18 protein-coding genes are annotated in these 16,314 nt (G+C 71.5%); 6 read left to right on the top strand and 12 right to left on the bottom strand.

Annotated features, from left to right (window positions below; translation table 11 throughout):
* Positions 1–292 precede the first annotated feature (292 nt).
* Positions 293–955, bottom strand: coding sequence for a DNA-3-methyladenine glycosylase (locus ACIQKA_RS23250; RefSeq protein ID WP_390106221.1), 663 nt, complete (start codon positions 953–955; stop codon positions 293–295).
* Between the two features lie 87 nt (positions 956–1,042).
* On the opposite strand from ACIQKA_RS23250, the gene ACIQKA_RS23255 reads away from it, so the two are divergent.
* The 3 genes from ACIQKA_RS23255 to ACIQKA_RS23265 all read left to right on the top strand — a co-directional run bounded on the left by ACIQKA_RS23255 (position 1,043) and on the right by ACIQKA_RS23265 (position 3,103).
* A complete protein-coding gene (locus ACIQKA_RS23255) occupies positions 1,043–1,825 on the top strand; it encodes a sporulation protein (protein ID WP_383159160.1) in 783 nt (260 codons plus the stop codon).
* Positions 1,826–1,892: 67 nt separating this feature from the next.
* Positions 1,893–2,432: a YbhB/YbcL family Raf kinase inhibitor-like protein gene (locus tag ACIQKA_RS23260; protein WP_383159158.1), complete on the top strand. Its 540-nt coding sequence runs from the start codon at positions 1,893–1,895 to the stop codon at positions 2,430–2,432.
* 164 nt (positions 2,433–2,596) lie between these two features.
* The gene (locus tag ACIQKA_RS23265) at positions 2,597–3,103 is read left to right on the top strand and encodes an HNH endonuclease (protein ID WP_366376901.1); all 507 of its coding nucleotides are present in this window, start codon (positions 2,597–2,599) and stop codon (positions 3,101–3,103) included.
* A 68-nt stretch (positions 3,104–3,171) separates the two neighbouring features.
* On the opposite strand, the gene ACIQKA_RS23270 is transcribed toward ACIQKA_RS23265, so the two are convergent.
* From ACIQKA_RS23270 to ACIQKA_RS23285, 4 genes are all read right to left on the bottom strand, one after another.
* Positions 3,172–3,939, bottom strand: a complete 768-nt coding sequence (locus ACIQKA_RS23270; RefSeq protein WP_383159156.1) for a sulfite exporter TauE/SafE family protein — start codon at positions 3,937–3,939, stop codon at positions 3,172–3,174.
* 98 nt (positions 3,940–4,037) lie between these two features.
* A complete protein-coding gene (locus tag ACIQKA_RS23275; RefSeq protein WP_383432466.1) occupies positions 4,038–4,976 on the bottom strand; it encodes an SPFH domain-containing protein in 939 nt (312 codons plus the stop codon).
* Between the two features lie 93 nt (positions 4,977–5,069).
* A complete protein-coding gene (locus tag ACIQKA_RS23280) occupies positions 5,070–5,501 on the bottom strand; it encodes an NfeD family protein (protein WP_383159154.1) in 432 nt (143 codons plus the stop codon).
* Positions 5,502–5,571: 70 nt separating this feature from the next.
* Positions 5,572–6,369 (bottom strand): ABC transporter ATP-binding protein, encoded by a 798-nt coding sequence (locus ACIQKA_RS23285; protein WP_383159151.1) that lies wholly within the window; start codon positions 6,367–6,369, stop codon positions 5,572–5,574.
* A gap of 136 nt (positions 6,370–6,505) precedes the next feature.
* Here ACIQKA_RS23285 and ACIQKA_RS23290 point away from each other — a divergent pair, with 136 nt between their 5' ends.
* Positions 6,506–7,297 (top strand): hypothetical protein, encoded by a 792-nt coding sequence (locus ACIQKA_RS23290; protein ID WP_383159149.1) that lies wholly within the window; start codon positions 6,506–6,508, stop codon positions 7,295–7,297.
* A gap of 182 nt (positions 7,298–7,479) precedes the next feature.
* On the opposite strand, the gene ACIQKA_RS23295 is transcribed toward ACIQKA_RS23290, so the two are convergent.
* The 3 genes from ACIQKA_RS23295 to ACIQKA_RS23305 form a co-directional block, all read right to left on the bottom strand.
* A complete protein-coding gene (locus ACIQKA_RS23295; RefSeq protein WP_383159147.1) occupies positions 7,480–7,719 on the bottom strand; it encodes a chaplin in 240 nt (79 codons plus the stop codon).
* A 153-nt stretch (positions 7,720–7,872) separates the two neighbouring features.
* Positions 7,873–8,517, bottom strand: a complete 645-nt coding sequence (locus ACIQKA_RS23300) for a response regulator (RefSeq protein WP_383159144.1) — start codon at positions 8,515–8,517, stop codon at positions 7,873–7,875.
* A complete protein-coding gene (locus ACIQKA_RS23305) occupies positions 8,510–9,655 on the bottom strand; it encodes a GAF domain-containing sensor histidine kinase (protein ID WP_383159142.1) in 1,146 nt (381 codons plus the stop codon). The genes ACIQKA_RS23300 and ACIQKA_RS23305 overlap by 8 nt, the downstream gene beginning before the upstream one ends.
* 541 nt (positions 9,656–10,196) lie before the next feature.
* Here ACIQKA_RS23305 and ACIQKA_RS23310 point away from each other — a divergent pair.
* Positions 10,197–10,976 carry a transglycosylase SLT domain-containing protein gene (locus ACIQKA_RS23310; protein ID WP_383441615.1) on the top strand — a complete coding sequence of 260 codons (780 nt, stop codon included), beginning with the start codon at positions 10,197–10,199 and terminating at the stop codon, positions 10,974–10,976.
* 68 nt (positions 10,977–11,044) lie between these two features.
* Here the strand turns inward: ACIQKA_RS23310 and ACIQKA_RS23315 are convergent, their stop codons facing one another.
* On the bottom strand, positions 11,045–13,624 hold the full coding sequence (locus tag ACIQKA_RS23315) for an FHA domain-containing protein (RefSeq protein WP_383432470.1): 2,580 nt from the start codon (positions 13,622–13,624) through the stop codon (positions 11,045–11,047).
* 197 nt (positions 13,625–13,821) lie between these two features.
* On the opposite strand from ACIQKA_RS23315, the gene serB reads away from it, so the two are divergent.
* Positions 13,822–15,051: a phosphoserine phosphatase SerB gene (gene serB / locus ACIQKA_RS23320; RefSeq protein WP_383159135.1), complete on the top strand. Its 1,230-nt coding sequence runs from the start codon at positions 13,822–13,824 to the stop codon at positions 15,049–15,051.
* 223 nt (positions 15,052–15,274) lie between these two features.
* Here the strand turns inward: serB and ACIQKA_RS23325 are convergent, their stop codons facing one another.
* From ACIQKA_RS23325 to ACIQKA_RS23335, 3 genes are all read right to left on the bottom strand, one after another.
* Positions 15,275–15,793: a SixA phosphatase family protein gene (locus ACIQKA_RS23325; RefSeq protein WP_383159133.1), complete on the bottom strand. Its 519-nt coding sequence runs from the start codon at positions 15,791–15,793 to the stop codon at positions 15,275–15,277.
* A 35-nt stretch (positions 15,794–15,828) separates the two neighbouring features.
* Positions 15,829–16,032 carry a hypothetical protein gene (locus tag ACIQKA_RS23330; RefSeq protein ID WP_383441613.1) on the bottom strand — a complete coding sequence of 68 codons (204 nt, stop codon included), beginning with the start codon at positions 16,030–16,032 and terminating at the stop codon, positions 15,829–15,831.
* A 165-nt stretch (positions 16,033–16,197) separates the two neighbouring features.
* Positions 16,198–16,314: an SGM_5486 family transporter-associated protein gene (locus ACIQKA_RS23335; protein WP_260321902.1), complete on the bottom strand. Its 117-nt coding sequence runs from the start codon at positions 16,312–16,314 to the stop codon at positions 16,198–16,200.

Below are 16,314 nucleotides of genomic sequence, written 5' to 3' on the forward strand. Positions count from 1 at the left end.
TCACCCTCTCGGGCTTTCCTCCGGGCTTTTCCCTTCGGTCTTGCGTTTCCGACTCTATCAGATCTTTCCGATCCGATTTCCCCGGTGCTTTCCGGCCCCATTCGCTTTCGCTCCGGGCCCTTCCGGCGTGGTCACCACTTTAGCGGATTTCCCCGGCGACTCATAATCGAGTCATTCGAAACGAATTTCGGCATGCCGAAATAAGCCCCCGCCGGGGAGTCTTCTTGAGTAGTGGATGGCCGCCAAGGGGGTGCTTGAACAAGCAGGCCCTGATCCAGCGGCTCGGGCCACATTACGCACTTCGCCGACCCGAGTCAAGGCGCCTCTTGCGCGGGGTGTGCGGGCGGTACGGGCTCACCGTCGGGTCCCCGTCGATCCAGAAGCGCCAGGGGTGCGGCGCCCCCTCGCCGCCGACGCCCGTGCGGGGGCCGCTGCGGACGAGGTCCGGGGCCGGCGGGGTGCCGGTGAGGACGGCGAGCGGGGCGTCCGGGTCGGCGCAGGCGTCCTCGCCGTTCAGGGAGAGCGCCACGTCGAGGGCGGTGGCCAGGCGTGCCGGGCCCTTGGCCAGCTCGTCGTCCTTGCGGGCCGAGCGGCGGCGGGGGCGGGCCTGCTCGGCGCCGCTCACGATCTCGCCCGCGCGCAGCAGGACCCCGCTCGCGCTGCCCACGGGGCCGCACACCAGGTTCAGGCAGTGCCACATGCCGTAGGTGAAGTACACGTACGCGTGTCCGGGCGGGCCGAACATGACGGCGTTGCGTGCCGTCTGCCCACGGAAGGCGTGCGAGCCCGGGTCGATCGCGCCGGCGTACGCCTCCACCTCCGTGAGGCGCAGCTCGATGCGTCCTTCCTCCGTGGTGCGGACCAGGGTGCGTCCGAGGAGGTCCGGGGCCACCTCCAGGACGGGACGGTCGAAGAAGGACCTCGGGAGCGGCGTACGGTCGGGGGTCTCGTTCATGGCGTCCGAGCGTAGTGGGGGACCGGCGCGGAACCGGTTACCGTCGTCGCGCGTATGTAGGGGTCAGGACTAGAAGGAGTGAAGGCCATGGGATTCAAGAAGCTGCTCGCGAGCCTGGGTGCCGGTGGGGCCACCGTGGAGACGGTGCTCACCGAGGAGAACGTGGTCCCGGGCGGGGTCGTCCAGGGCGAGGTGCGGATCCAGGGCGGAAGCGTCGACCAGCAGATCGAGGGGCTGTCCGTCGGACTCCAGGCGCGCGTCGAGGTCGAGGGCGGCGACCAGGAGCACAAGCAGGACATCGAGTTCGTGAAGGTGCGCCTCGGCGGGGCCTTCCAGGTGCAGGCCGGCGCGGTGCACGTGGTGCCGTTCGGCCTGGAGATCCCGTGGGAGACGCCGATCACCGCCGTGTCCGGGCAGCAGCTGCGCGGCATGCACATCGGTGTGACCACGGAGCTGGAGATCGCGCGCGCCGTGGACTCCGGTGACCTGGACCCGGTCAACGTGCACCCGCTGCCTGCGCAGCAGGCGATCCTGGACGCCTTCCTCCAGCTCGGCTTCCGCTTCAAGAGCGCGGACATGGAGCGGGGGCACATCCGCGGGACGCGGCAGAAGCTGCCCTTCTACCAGGAGATCGAGTTCTTCGCGCCGCAGCAGTACCGCGGTCTGAACCAGGTCGAGGTCAGCTTCGTCGCCGACGAGCGCGAGATGGACGTCGTCCTGGAGATGGACAAGAAGCCGGGCCTGTTCACCGAGGGCAGCGACTCCTTCCGCGCCTTCAAGGTGGGGCTGCACGACTTCCACGCCACCGATTGGGCGGCTTACCTGAACCAGTGGCTCGCCGAGGTCGGCGGCCGTCGCAACTGGCTCTAGGCTCGGGACCGCAAGGCCGCCGCGGCAGGCCGCCGGGGCGGCGACGGGCGATACGGAGGGTTTCTACGTGTCCGAGGGCAAGAGGGCGCCGCTCCCCCACGACTTCCATCCGCCGGTGCCGGCGTTCACCGTGGTGAGCGACGACGTCGCGCCGGGCGGGGTCCTTAAGGACGCTCAGGTCCAGGCGGAGGGGAACACCTCGCCGCAGTTGCGCTGGGAGGGGTTCCCGGCGGAGACCAAGAGCTTCGCCGTCACCTGCTTCGACCCGGACGCCCCGACGGGCAGCGGGTTCTGGCACTGGGTGGTGTTCGACATCCCGGCGTCGGTGACGGAGCTGCCGGCCGGTGCCGGGTCGGGTGCGTTCGAGGGGCTGCCGGCCGGTGCCGTGCAGGTCCGGAACGACTACGGCGCGAAGGAGTTCGGCGGGGCCGCTCCCCCGGCCGGGGATCCCGCGCACCGCTACGTCTTCACGGTGTACGCGGTGGACAGCGAGAAGCTCGGTCCGGATTCCGACGCCTCGCCGGCGGCGGTCGGGTTCAACCTGCGGTTCCACACGCTGGGCCGTGCGCAGCTGGTCGGTGAGTACGCGGCTCCCGCGGCAGGCTGATCGTTCGTTTGTTGTTTGCCCGCTTCTGGTCTTGGAGAGATCAGAAGCGGGCACCTTTTGTTTCGCGAGAAATTGCGTTGTCCGACCCGGCCGGCCCGGCCATCGTTGATCCAAGCCCGAAGTCCCGTACGGGGGGCCGGGCAGGCATACGGGAGGTGGGCGACATGCGGGACACGCTGGTACTCAACGCGAGCTTCGAGCCGCTTTCGACGGTCACTCTGAACCGTGCGGTGGTGCTCGTGCTGCAGGCCAAGGCCGTCGTCGAGCAGGCCCACCCCGAGCTGCGGGTGCGCGGTGCCGCCGTCGATCTGCCGGTGCCCCGGGTGATCAGACTCTGCCGGTACGTCCGGGTGCCCTTCCGAAGACAGGCCCCGTGGTCGAGACGGGGGGTGCTGGTCCGGGACCAGCACCGGTGCGCGTACTGCGGGAAACGGGCGACGACGGTCGACCACGTCGTGCCGCGGGCCCAGGGGGGCAAGGACACCTGGCTGAACACGGTGGCGTCCTGTGCCGAGGACAACCACCGCAAGGCCGACCGGACGCCGGAGCAGGCGGGGATGCCGCTGCTGCACCAGCCGTTCGAGCCGACCCCGGCCGACGCGATGCTGCTCGCGCTGCGGGCGAGCGAGCGGTCCGCGCTGCCGGAGTGGCTGGCGAACTCGGCCGCGTAGTCCGCGTACCCGCGGATGCGATCGGTATGCGAGGGCCCGTCTCCCGGTGGGGGGCGGGCCCTCTCGTGTCACTTGAGGGTGAGCTGGAGGATGGCGACGACGCCGACGGCGATGATCACCCCGCGCAGGACGGCGGGTGAGAGCCGGCGTCCGACCTTGGCGCCGAGCTGGCCGCCGATCGTGGAGCCGACGGCGATGAGCAGGACGGCCGTCCAGTCGAACTCCGCGACGAAGAGGAAGAAGACGGCGGCGACGCCGTTGACGAGGGCTCCGAGGATGTTCTTGACGGCGTTGACGCGCTGGAGGTCGTCGTGGAGCAGCAGGCCCATGAGGGAGAGGTAGAGGACGCCCTGGGCGGCGCCGAAGTACCCGCCGTACACGCTGGCGAGGAGGAGGCCGACGAGCAGGGCGGGGCCGCCGTCGGGGTGCGCCTCGGATCCGGTCTGTTCGCGCCGGCGCTTCACGGCCGCCGCGATGCGGGGCTGGAGGAGGACCAGGACGAGGGCGAGTCCGATGAGGACGGGGACGATCGCGTCGAAGGCGTCGGACGGCAGGGCGAGGAGCAGGATCGCGCCGACGAGGCCGCCGACGAGGGCGGCGGCGCCGAGGCGGAGGACGCGCTTCTTCTGGCCCTTGAGTTCGCGGCGGTAGCCGATGGCGCCGCTGACGGAGCCGGGGACGAGGCCGAGGGCATTGGAGACGTTGGCGGTGATCGGTGGCAGTCCGGTCGCGAGGAGGACCGGGAACGTGATCAGCGTTCCCGATCCCACGATCGTGTTGATGGTGCCGGCGCCGATGCCGGCGGCGAAGACCGCCAGGGCTTCCCAGATGGACAACGCCCTCTCCTTACGAGGTCGGTGAGTCGCCTCCCCGCTCCGAGGTCGTCGGGGTCGAGGGGCTCGCACCGATCATGCACGAGAAGTACGTGTACGCGTCAGTCAACCGACGGTTCGTCTCGCCTTTCGGGCGCGCCCGTCTTGGTGTTGAAGCCCGGGGCGCCGGAGCCGACGTTGCCGAAGGCGCCGGAGAGGCCCTTCAGGGCGTCGCCGATCTCGCTGGGCACGATCCAGAGCTTGTTGGCGTCGCCCTCGGCGATCTTCGGGAGCATCTGGAGGTACTGGTAGGAGAGGAGCTTCTGGTCGGGGTCGCCGGCGTGGATGGCCTCGAAGACCGTGCGGACGGCCTGGGCCTCGCCCTCGGCCCGCAGCGCGGCGGCCTTGGCCTCGCCCTCGGCGCGGAGGATCTGTGACTGCTTCTCGCCCTCGGCGGTGAGGATCGCGGACTGGCGGGTGCCCTCGGCGGTGAGGATGGCGGCGCGCTTGTCGCGCTCGGCGCGCATCTGCTTCTCCATCGAGTCCTGGATGGAGGTCGGGGGCTCGATCGCCTTGAGCTCGACGCGGTTGACGCGGATGCCCCACTTGCCGGTGGCCTCGTCGAGGACGCCGCGCAGGGCCGCGTTGATCTCCTCGCGGGAGGTGAGGGTCCGCTCCAGGTCCATGCCGCCGATGATGTTGCGGAGGGTGGTGACGGTGAGCTGCTCGATGGCCTGGATGTAGCTGGCGACCTCGTAGGTGGCGGCCCGGGCGTCGGTGACCTGGTAGTAGATGACCGTGTCGATGTTCACGACCAGGTTGTCCTGGGTGATCACGGGCTGCGGCGGGAAGGGGACGACCTGTTCGCGCAGGTCGATCCGGTTGCGGATCGAGTCGATGAACGGGACGACGATGTTCAGTCCGGCGTTGAGCGTGCGGGTGTAGCGGCCGAAGCGCTCCACGATCGCCGCACTCGCCTGCGGGATGACCTGGATCGTCTTGATCAGGGCGATGAAGACGAGCACCACCAGAATGATCAGGACGATGATGACTGCTGACATCGTGTTCCCCGTGCCCTTCGCTGCCGGTTGACTGCCGGTTTGCTTTCGATGATCGAGTCTCGCAGACGCCGGAACGTCATGGGCGGGGTTCGGTCACATGACCACGGCGGTGGCGCCGTCGATCTCGACGACGTCGACCTGTTCGCCCGGTTCGAAGGTCAGTCCGGCGTCGAGCGCGCGGGCGGACCAGATCTCTCCGGCGAGTTTGATGCGGCCCCCGCCGGCGCCGTCGATCCGTTCCAGGACGACGGCCTGACGACCCTTCAGGGCGTCGACGCCGCTGGAGAGACCGGGCCCGTCGCCGCGATGACGGGCGGCGAGGGGGCGCACCACCGCGATGAGCGCCACGGAGACGGCGACGAAGACGAGTACTTGGGGAACGATGCCGAAGCCGAGCGCGGCGGTCACCGCTCCCGCGACCGCTCCCACGGAGAACATGCCGAACTCCGGCATCGCGGTGAGGACCAGGGGAATGCCGAGCCCCACCGCGACGATCAGCCACCACACCCACGCGTCGATGTCCACACGCCCATGGTAGGGCGGCGGGGTGTTCGGGGACAGGGCGCGGTGCCGTGCGGTCACGGCGCCCGGCCGGTCACTTCAGCGGCAGGCCGCGGGCGGTCCAGCGGTCCTCCAGGCGCTCGACGACGAGCGGGAGGCCGAAGCAGAGGGAGAGGTTGCGGGAGGTGAGCTCGGTCTCGACGGGGCCGGCGGCGAGCACCTTGCCCTGACGGATCATCAGGACGTGGGTGAAGCCGGGGGCGATCTCCTCGACGTGGTGGGTGACCATGATCATGGAGGGGGCGTACGGGTCGCGGGCGAGGCGGCCGAGGCGGCGGACCAGGTCCTCGCGGCCGCCGAGGTCGAGGCCGGCGGCGGGCTCGTCGAGGAGGAGGAGCTCGGGGTCGGTCATCATCGCGCGGGCGATCAGGGTGCGCTTGCGCTCGCCCTCGGAGAGCGTCCCGAACCTGCGGTCCAGGTAGTCGTTCATGCCGAGCCGGTCGAGGAAGGCCTTGGCGCGGTCCTCGTCGACCGGGTCGTAGTCCTCGTTCCAGGTGGCGGTCATGCCGTACGCGGCGGTGAGGACGGTCTGCAGGACGGTCTGGCGCTTGGGGAGCTTCTCCGCCATCGCGATGCCGGCCATGCCGATGCGGGGGCGGAGTTCGAAGACGTCGGTGCCGACGCCGCCGAGCTGCTCGCCCAGGATGCGGGCGCTGCCCCTGGTGGGGAAGAGGTAGCTGGAGGCGACGTTCAGGAGGGTGGTCTTGCCGGCGCCGTTGGGGCCGAGGATGACCCAGCGTTCGCCCTCCTTGACCGACCAGGAGACGTCGTCCACCAGAGCCCGTCCGTCGCGGACCACGGATACGTCCACCAGCTCCAGTACATCGCTCATGAGCGCGTTGTCTCCCCTTGCGGTCGAGTGTCGTCGCCTTGCGCCGGCGGGCGCGGCGTCCAGGGGAAAACCTACGTTATCGCCGGAGCGGGCCGGACAGGCCCTGCTGTTTCCCCCGAGTCCTTAGTCTGGGGGGATGCTTTCGGAACCACGCTCAGGACGTCTGGCCGCCTGGGGCAATGCCCTGCTGGCCGGGACGGTGTCGCCGGACGAGGCGGCCCTTGCCATTGTCGGGGAGGACGCGGTGCACCGCGTGGAGGGGCTGCCGGGTGAGGCGGGTCCGGTGGGGCTGACGCTGGCCCTGGGGCGGCTGCGGCGGCTCGGGGTGACCGGGTGGCGGGTGGCGCTGCCGGCGCCGGGGCATCCGCTGGGGCTGAGCGGGCCGCCGGACTTCAACGCGCGCGCGTTGGAGGCGGAGGAGGCGGTGGTGGGCTTCGGGGCGCCGTACGGCCTCGTGCCGGAGGTCTCGGAGGCGGGCCCCGCGGGGGACGTGCACGTGGCGGTGGTGTGGCGCTGCCTCGCGGTGCGGGAGGCGCCGCCGGCGGACGTGCCGTCGCTCGGCGAGGCGGAGCGGGAGCTGGCGGAGGCGCTGCGGGACGCGACGGCGGTGCTGACCCGGCTCGACGTGGCGGCCTCGGGCCCGGCGGCGGACGCGGCGCGGGAGGCGTACCGGGCGCGGTCGGAGGCGGGGCGCGAGGTCCTGGCCCCGGGCTATCCGCCGCGCGCGGTGCGGGTCCTGGAGCTGGCGCAGCGGATCGGCCTCCTTGTGGACCTGGCGTACGACCACGGTCACGGGGGCGCGGTGAGCGCGTCGGAGATGGCGGCGCGGGGGGAGGCCCTGCGGCCGGTGGAACGGGTGGCGCGGCGGGCGCAGGTCGCCGCGTACAACGCGTACGTGGAGGAGCGGGAGCGGGACCGGGGGTTCTGAGGTCGCCGGCGTCTCCGTCGTGCCCGTCGGGTCCGTGCGCTCCTCTGCGGCGGTGTCGTCCTCCGCACCCGTGCCGTCCTCCCTGTCCGTGCCGTCCTTCGTCGTCGTGGGGAGCCGTGGGGAACGGCGAAGGCCCCGGCCGCCGGGGGGGGATCGTCCGGGGCCGGGGCTTTCGGGGGGGGTCAGGCGTTGACGGCGCCGTTGCCGAAGGCCGGGTTCAGCAGGCCGATCACGTTGACCGTGTTGCCGGAGACGTTCAGGGGAACGTGGACCGGGACCTGCACCAGGTTGCCGGAGGCGACGCCCGGGGAGTGGACGGCCGCGCCCTCGGCCCCCGCGTCGGCGGAGGCGACGCCCGTGCCGGCGGCGACGATGCCACCGGCGACCATGGTGAGGGCAGCGGCCTTCTTGAGCTTGTTCACTTGGTGATTCCTCCTGGTCGTCGCTGCGAGCGGTCCGCCGCAGCACGCCATGGAGAACGCCCCGCCTCCCGGGAGGTTGCGCCGAACGGGGGACGTACACACGACGGTATGAAGAGGTGAACGGTCGTGCGCCCGGCGCGCGGCGGGGGCGCGTCAGCGGCTGAGGCCGTGGCGGACCGCCCAGAGGGCCGCCTGGGTGCGGTCCGCGAGGTCCAGCTTCATCAGGATGTTCGAGACGTGCGTCTTGACCGTCTTCTCGGAGAGGACCAGGGCGCGGGCGATCTCGCGGTTGGAGCGCCCGTCCGCGATCAGGCCGAGGACCTCGCGCTCCCGGTCCGTGAGGGACGGTCCCCGGCCCGTGCCGCCGTGGGAGTCCTCCTGGGAGAGGAGCGCGCCGGCGACCTCGGGCTGGAGCAGGACGTGCCCGGCGTGGACGGAGCGGATCGCGCCGGCCAGGGCGTCGGGATCGATGTCCTTGTAGACGTACCCGGAGGCGCCGGCGCGGAGCGCAGGGACGACCGTGCGCCGCTCGGTGAAGCTGGTGACGATCAGGACCCTGGCGGGGTTGGCGAGCTCGCGGAGCCGCTTCAGGGCCTCGATCCCGTCCGTACCGGGCATCTTCACGTCCATGAGGACCACGTCGGGGCGGAGCTCCTCGGCGCGGGCGGCGCCCTCGGCGCCGTCGGAGGCCTCCCCCACGACCTCTATGTCGTCCTGCACCTCGAGGAAGGTGCGCAGGCCTCGGCGGACGACCTGGTGGTCGTCGACCAGTAGGACGCGGATCGGCTTGTCAGCCACCGGGAACCTCCATCTCGATCGTGGTGCCCTCGCCCGGGGCCGAGGTCACGGTGAGCCGTCCGCCGACGCCGCCCGCCCGGTCCCGCATGGAGACCAGGCCGAGGTGGCGTCCGGCGCTGCGGACCGTACGCGGGTCGAAGCCCTTGCCGTCGTCGGCGACGGTGAGCCGGGCGCCCCGGCCGCTGCGGGTGAGCGAGACCCGGACCAGCTTCGCGTCCGCGTGCCGCAGGGCGTTGTGCAGGGCCTCCTGGGCGACCCGGAGGACGGCCTCCTCCTGGGAGGCCGGCAGGGCGCGGGTGCCCGGGCTCTCGAAGGTGACCCGGGCGGAGTGGGCGCGGTCCAGGACCTGGATCTGGGTGCGGAGGGTGTGGACGAGGCCGTCCTCGTCGAGGGCGGCGGGGCGCAGCTCGACGACGGCGGCGCGCAGCTCGTCGGCGGCCTCGGCGGCGAGCGCGGCGACCTGCTGGAGCTCGCCCTTGGCGCGGACCGGGTCGCGGTCGACGAGGGCGGCGGCGGCCTGGGCGGTCAGCCGGAGCGAGAACAGCTTCTGGCTGACGGCGTCGTGCAGCTCGTGGGCGAGGCGGGAGCGCTCCTCGGCGATGGTGAGCTCGCGGCTGCGCTCGTACAGGCGCGCGTTGGTGAGGGCGATGGCGGCGTGCTGGGCGAGGATCGAGAGCAGGGCCTCGTCGTCGGCGGTGAAGCCGCAGCGGCCGTCCTCCTTGGGGCAGCGCTTGTTCGCGAGGAAGAGGGCGCCGAGGATCTCGTCGCCGTCCCTGACGGGCAGGCCGATGAAGTCGGACATCTCGGGGTGGGCCTCGGGCCAGCCCCCGAAGCGGGGGTCCTTGCGGACGTCGGCGAGCCGCTCGGGCTCGGCCTTGTGGAGCATCGAGGCGAGGATGCCGTGCTGGCGGGGCAGCGGGCCGATCGCCCGCCACTGCTCGTCGCTGACGCCGTCGACCACGAACTGGGCGAAGCCGCCGTGGTCGTCGGGCACGCCCAGGGCCGCGTACTCGGCGTCGAGGAGCTCGCGGGCCGAGGCCACGATCGTCTTGAGGACGTCGCGGACCTCCAGGTGGCGGCTCATCGCCAGGAGCGCGGTGCTCACGGCGGCGAGGCCGGAGCTGGGTCGATGGCTCATGCGTTCACCGTACCGGCGGGGTGTGACCGTCCGTATCCGTCCGGGGACGAGGCCGGGGCCGGTCCCGGGACCTAGGTCGGAGTGCCCCCGCCCCTTCCCCGACACGCCCCCGGCAGGCCCCGCCCCTGCCCCCGGCGCGCCCCCGGCCCGTCTCCGCCGTGGTGGTGAGGGGCCGCTCTGCCCGTGGGACGAGTGCGGGGGCGTCTTCCTCCTCCTTCCGGAGGAGACGGCTCACCATGTGCATTGCTGCCGCAACGCGCGGTGACTTCGGCGTGTCCCCCGTGTGAGGCGCCGCATAGGACCCACGTCACTTACGAAGCTCCTTAGTGGGACCGTTAAGGACGGATAAGGACGGAGAAAAACGGGCACAGGGGACGTCTCGCAGGGCACCTCCGACCCCCGGGTCCACTATCCGGCTTCGTACGTCACACCTTTGCCAGCGGATTTTGCGGCCGCTAAGAATTGCATCCGTCGCCGCCGAGTGAGGCGTGTGCCGCCCCCGGCCGGAGCGACCCCCAGCGATTCGAAGAGGTAGTCCTGCATGTCTGCGAACACCCCTGGCCACAGTCGTCGTGGTCTGAAGAAGACCCACAAGGCCACGATCGCCGGCGTCGCCGCTCTGGGCGCCGCGGCTCTCACGCTCTCCCTGGTTCCCGGTAACGGTTCCACCGAGACCGAGCCCCAGGCTCTCTCCACCGGTACTCAGAAGGTCGCGTGGTCCTACGACGCGAACAGCACCCAGGCCAAGGCCCTGGCCGCCAGCCTGAACGAGCAGCAGACCACCCTCGGCCTGAAGGCCCAGCAGGAGGCCAAGGCGAAGGCGAACCTCGCCGCGCAGGCGAAGGCCGCCGCCGAGGCCAAGGCCGCGAAGGCCAAGTCCGTCGCCCGGGCCCAGGCCGCCGCGAAGGCCAAGGCCGCCGCCAAGGCGAAGGCCGCCGCGGCGAAGCGCGCCGCCGAGAAGGCCGCCGCCAACCGCTCGGTCACCCGCACCCCGGTCTTCGCGAACAACCTCGACGGCTGGATCCGCGAGGCGCTGTTCATCATGGACAAGCACGACATCCCGGGCACCTACTCGGGCATCCACCGCAACATCATCCGGGAGTCCAGCGGCAACCCCCGCGCCATCAACAACTGGGACATCAACGCCATCAACGGCATCCCCTCGAAGGGTCTGCTCCAGGTCATCCAGCCGACCTTCGAGCGCTACCACGTCAAGGGCACCAAGTTCGACCTGTACGACCCGGTCGCCAACATCGTCGCGGCCTGCAACTACGCCGCCGACCGCTACGGCTCGATGGACAACGTCAACAGCGCGTACTGACCGAGCGCCGGTACGCCGAAGGGCGGCACCCCCGTGGAGTGCCGCCCTCGTGGCGTGTGGTCAGCCGGTCACTTCCGCATGACCTCGGGCTCGTGGCGGCGCAGCAGCCGCGCCACGACGACGCAGAAGACGGTCGCCATCAGGAGCTGGACGCCGAGGTCCATGCCCCACTGACCGGCCGTGTGCTCCCACAGCGGGTCGGTGTCCGTGGGGTTCTTCGGGTCCCACGGCGGCATGAGCCGGGCCAGGTCGAGCGTGGTGCCGGCGCCGGCGATGCCCCAGCGCGACGGCATCAGCCAGGCGAACTGCTCCAGGCCGGGCGAGCCGTACACCTGGAACAGGATGCCGGTGAAGACGACCTGGACGATCGCGAACATCACCAGGAGCGGCATGGTCTTCTCGGCGGTCTTCACGAGCGCGGAGATGACCAGGCCGAACATCATCGAGGTGAGGCCCAGGGCGATGACCTGGACGCACAGCTCGACGGCCGGCGGCATGAAGAGGCCCTCCTCGGGGAGCGCCCGGGTGGAGAAGCCGATGCCGCAGATGATGACGCCCTGGAAGGCCGTGATCAGGCCGAGGACGATGACCTTGGACATCAGGTACGCGGAGCGGGAGAGGCCGGTGGCGCGCTCCCGCTCGTAGATGACCCGTTCCTTGATCAGTTCGCGGACCGAGTTGGCGGCGCCGCTGAAGCACATGCCGACCGCGAGGATCAGCATGATCGTGCCGGCGTCGCCGTTGAAGCGGGACGGCGGGGTCGGCGAGCCGAGGCCGAAGTCGGCCGGGATGACGACCGAGACCGCGCCGAGGACGGCCGGCAGGATGACCATCAGGCCCAGGAAGCCCTTGTCGGACGCGATCACCGAGACGTAGCGGCGGATCAGCGTCCACAGCTGGGAGCCCCAGCCCTGCGGCTTCGGCGGACGGGACATCGCCCGCTGCGGCACCTGGACGGGCTGGGCGGCGACGGCGTCGATGTCCGCGGCGTACATCTGGTAGTGCTGCGAGCCCTTCCAGCGGCCCGCCCAGTCGTAGTCGCGGTAGTTCTCGAAGGCGGAGAAGACGTCGGCCCAGGTGGAGTAGCCGAAGAAGTTCAGCGCCTCCTCCGGCGGGCCGAAGTACGCCACCGAGCCGCCGGGCGCCATCACGAGGAGCTTGTCGCACAGGCCCAGCTCGGCCACCGAGTGGGTGACGACGAGGACCGTGCGGCCGTCGTCCGCGAGGCCGCGGAGCAGCTGCATGACGTCGCGGTCCATGCCCGGGTCGAGGCCGGAGGTCGGCTCGTCCAGGAAGATCAGCGAGGGCTTGGTGAGGAGCTCCAGGGCGACGGAGACGCGCTTGCGCTGGCCACCGGAGAGGGAGGTGACCTTCTTCTCCTTGTGGATGTCGAGCTTGAGCTCGCGCAGCACCTCGTCGATGCGGGCCTCGCGCTCGGCGGTCGCGGTGTCGCCGGGGAAGCGGAGCTTGGCCGCGTAGCGCAGCGCCTTCTGGACGGTCAGCTCCTTGTGCAGGATGTCGTCCTGCGGGACCAGGCCGATGCGCTGGCGCAGCTCGGCGAACTGCTTGTAGAGGCTCCGGTTGTCGTAGAGGACGTCGCCCTCGTTGGCCGGGCGGTAGCCGGTGAGCGCCTTGAGGAGCGTGGACTTGCCGGAGCCGGACGGGCCGATGACGCCGATCAGCGACTTCTCCGGGACGCCGAAGGTGACGTCCTTGAGGATCTGCTTGCCGCCGTCGACCGTGACCGTGAGGTGGCGGGCCGAGAAGGAGACCGAGCCGGTGTCGACGAACTCTTCCAGCTGGCCGCCGACGATGCGGAAGGTCGAGTGGCCGACGCCGACGATGTCCTGCGGGCCGAGGAGGGCGGTGCCGCCCTTGGCGATCGGCTGGCCGTTGACGTACGTGCCGTTGTGCGAGCCGAGGTCGCGGATCTCGAAGCGCCCGTCGGGCGTCGCGTGGAACTCGGCGTGGTTCCGCGAGACCTGGAGGTCGGAGACGACGAGCTCGTTCTCCAGGGCGCGGCCGATGCGCATGACGCGGCCGAGCGACAGCTCGTGGAACGTGGTGGGGCTGCGGTCGGAGTAGGCCGACGACGCCCCCGCGGCGACGCCGGGACCACCGGGTCCGGGCCCCTGCTGGTGCGGGACCTGCGGCTGCGCGGGCTGCTGCTGCCAGCCGGCCTGCTGCGGGGCCTGGTGGGGCTGCTGCTGCGGGGCCTGGTGCTGCGGCGGCGCCTGGTGCGTGATCCACTCGGCCTGCTCCGCGGCCTGGTGGGCCGGGACGGCCTGGGCCACCGGCGGCCGGTGCTGCGCCGGCTGCTGCTGGGGCTGCTGTCCGGCCTGGGCCCCGGCGGCGAGATCCAGCCGCGGGCCGTCGGTCGCGTTGCCCAGGTGGACGGCCGAGCCGGGGCCGATCTCCATCTGGTGGATCCGCTGCCCCCGGACGAACGTGCCGTTCGTGGAGCCGTGGTCCTCGATGACCCAGCTCCGGCCGTTCCAGCTGATCGTGGCGTGGCGCCACGAGACCCTGGCGTCGTCGATGACCAGGTCACCCTGCGGGTCCCGGCCCACGGTGTACGACCTGGACGGATCGAGGGTCCAGGTCCTTCCATTCAATTCCAGTACGAGTTCTGGCACTCCACGCCCCACTACTTGTCCCCCGATGTACCCCCGTCGCTGGGAGTCCAGGGATGGCGAACATCCGGGGGGAACTATTTCAGGCCCGGTCCCCTCTCCGAAAGTCGGGGCGCGGCCGGGACTCCGGAGGGCCGCCCGGGCGCAGGGGTGTCCGCCACGCGGGACGGGGGGCCGGAGGGCGCGCGGTCCCCGATACGGTGGGAACCACCATGAGCGCATCGCAGATCTCAGACGTTCCCCCCTCGGACGTTCCCACCCTTCTCGTCAAGATCTTCGGGAAGGACCGTCCCGGGATCACCGCGGGACTCTTCGACACCCTCGCCGCCTACTCCGTCGACGTCGTGGACATCGAGCAGGTCGTCTCGCGCGGCCGCCTCGTCCTGTGCGCGCTCGTCACCGAGCCGACCGTCGCCTCGCAGGGCGAGCTCCGGGCGACCGTGCACAGCTGGGCCGAGTCGCTGAGGCTCCAGGCCGAGATCATCTCCGGCACGGGCGACAACCGCCCCCGGGGCGAGGGGCGCTCGCACGTCACCGTGCTCGGCAACCCGCTCACGGCGGAGCAGACGGCGGCCATAGCGGCCAGGATCGCGGAGACCGGCGGCAACATCGACCGCGTCTTCCGCCTCGCGAAGTACCCGGTGACGGCGGTCGAGTTCGCGGTCTCGGGCTGCGGGACCGAGGCGCTGCGGACCGCCCTCGCCGTCGAGGCGCACGGCATCGGCGTCGACGTGGCCGTGGTCTCCGCCGGGCTGCACCGGCGCGCCCAGCGGCTCGTCGTCATGGACGTCGACTCGACCCTGATCCAGGACGAGGTGATCGAGCTCTTCGCGGCGCACGCGGGCTGCGAGGACAAGGTCGCCGAGGTGACGGAGGCCGCGATGCGCGGCGAGCTGGACTTCGAGCAGTCCCTGCACGCGCGGGTGGCGCTGCTCGCCGGGCTCGACGCGTCGGTGGTGGACAAGGTGCGCGCCGAGGTGCGGCTGACGCCCGGGGCGCGGACCCTGATCCGCACGCTCAAGCGGCTCGGCTACCAGGTGGGCGTGGTCTCCGGCGGGTTCACGCAGGTCACCGACGACCTGAAGGAGCGCCTGGGGCTGGACTTCGCCTCGGCCAACACCCTGGAGATCGTGGACGGGAAGCTCACCGGGCGGGTCACCGGGGAGATCGTGGACCGGGCGGGCAAGGCGCGGCTGCTGCGCCGGTTCGCCGCGGAGGCGGGGGTGCCGCTGGCGCAGACCGTGGCGATCGGCGACGGGGCCAACGACCTGGACATGCTGAACGCGGCCGGGCTCGGGGTGGCGTTCAACGCCAAGCCGGTGGTGCGCAGGGCTGCCGACACGGCGGTGAACGTGCCGTTCCTGGACACCGTGCTCTATCTGCTCGGGATCACGCGCGAGGAGGTCGAGGTCGCGGACGGCGGCGAGGAGCTGCTGCACTGAGCCGCCGCCGGAGGGCCACGACGAGGAGGGCCCGGTCGTCCTGGGGACGGCCGGGCCCTCGCGCGTACGGGGAGCCTTGTCTGCGGAGCCGCGTACGCGGACGGGGTGCGGGATCTCGCGCGTACGCGGACGGGGTGCGGGAACCGGCGCGTACGCGGGCGGGGCAGGAACCGGCCGTACGCGGACGGATGCGGGAACCGGCGCGTACGCGGGCGGTCTCCCGTCAGTCGTGCGGGGTCCAGAAGTCGACCAGGGTGCCGACGCCGTGCTCGACCGTCTTCCAGGAGCCGTCGAAGGTGAGGACGGCGAAGGCGGAGGTCGGGAAGCCGCTGCGGTTCATACGGGCCGCGGTGTCGCCCTCGGCCCGGCCCGCGAGGGCGTCGGCGAGGGCGTGCATGCCGGGGTTGTGCCCGATGACCAGGAGGTCGGAGACCTCGTCCGGGACGTCGTTGAGCAGGGCGATGAGCTCGCCGAGCGAGGCCTCGTAGAGCCGGTCCTCGTACACGGTCCTGGGGCGCTCCGGCAGTTCCTGCACGGCGAGCTTCCAGGTCTCCCGGGTTCTGACGGCGGTCGAGCAGAGGGCCAGGTCGAAGCCGATGCCGGTCTCGGCGAGCCTGCGGCCCGCGACGGGGGCGTCCGAGCGGCCTCGTTCGGCGAGGGGCCGCTCGTGGTCGGACACCTGGGGCCAGTCTGCCTTCGCGTGCCGGAGCAGCACGATCCTGCGGGGTGTATCGACGCTCATGGTCCACAGCTTCGCACGAAACGGGCCTCTCCGACTCAGAGAGGCAGCGTTTGCCGGACCTGCTCCAGGAACCGTCCGACCGCCGGGTCTCCCCCGGTCGCGCGGGCCTCTCCCGGCCCGGTCATGAGCAGCAGGAGGGCGGTGAAGGCGGCCACCGGGAGGGCGAGGACCCACCAGGGCAGCCGGGTGTCGACACCGGCCGCCGTGGCTCCGGTGCCGCTGCGCGTACGGACCGACATGGCCGCCTCCGTGGGTGGGTCTCCGCTTTCGCCGTCGTCCTCCACCGTACGGAGCGCGGGGGCGGCGGCCCATCCGGTGATCCACCCACTCGACCCTGAGACCCGCCCCCTAGGGGATGCGGGGGCTGTCCCCCGGTCCGGAGGGCCGGAGGAGGACCCGGAGGATCAGGGGGCGGCGATCGAGGCGATGACTCCGATGACGACGGTGATGGCGATCATCGCGCCGAAGACGGCGAGCAGCTTCTTCTGGCCGTTCGGGGGATTGGGTTCGAGGACTGGCAT

This window comes from Streptomyces sp. NPDC092045, assembly GCF_044756005.1.
Classification (GTDB): domain Bacteria; phylum Actinomycetota; class Actinomycetes; order Streptomycetales; family Streptomycetaceae; genus Streptomyces.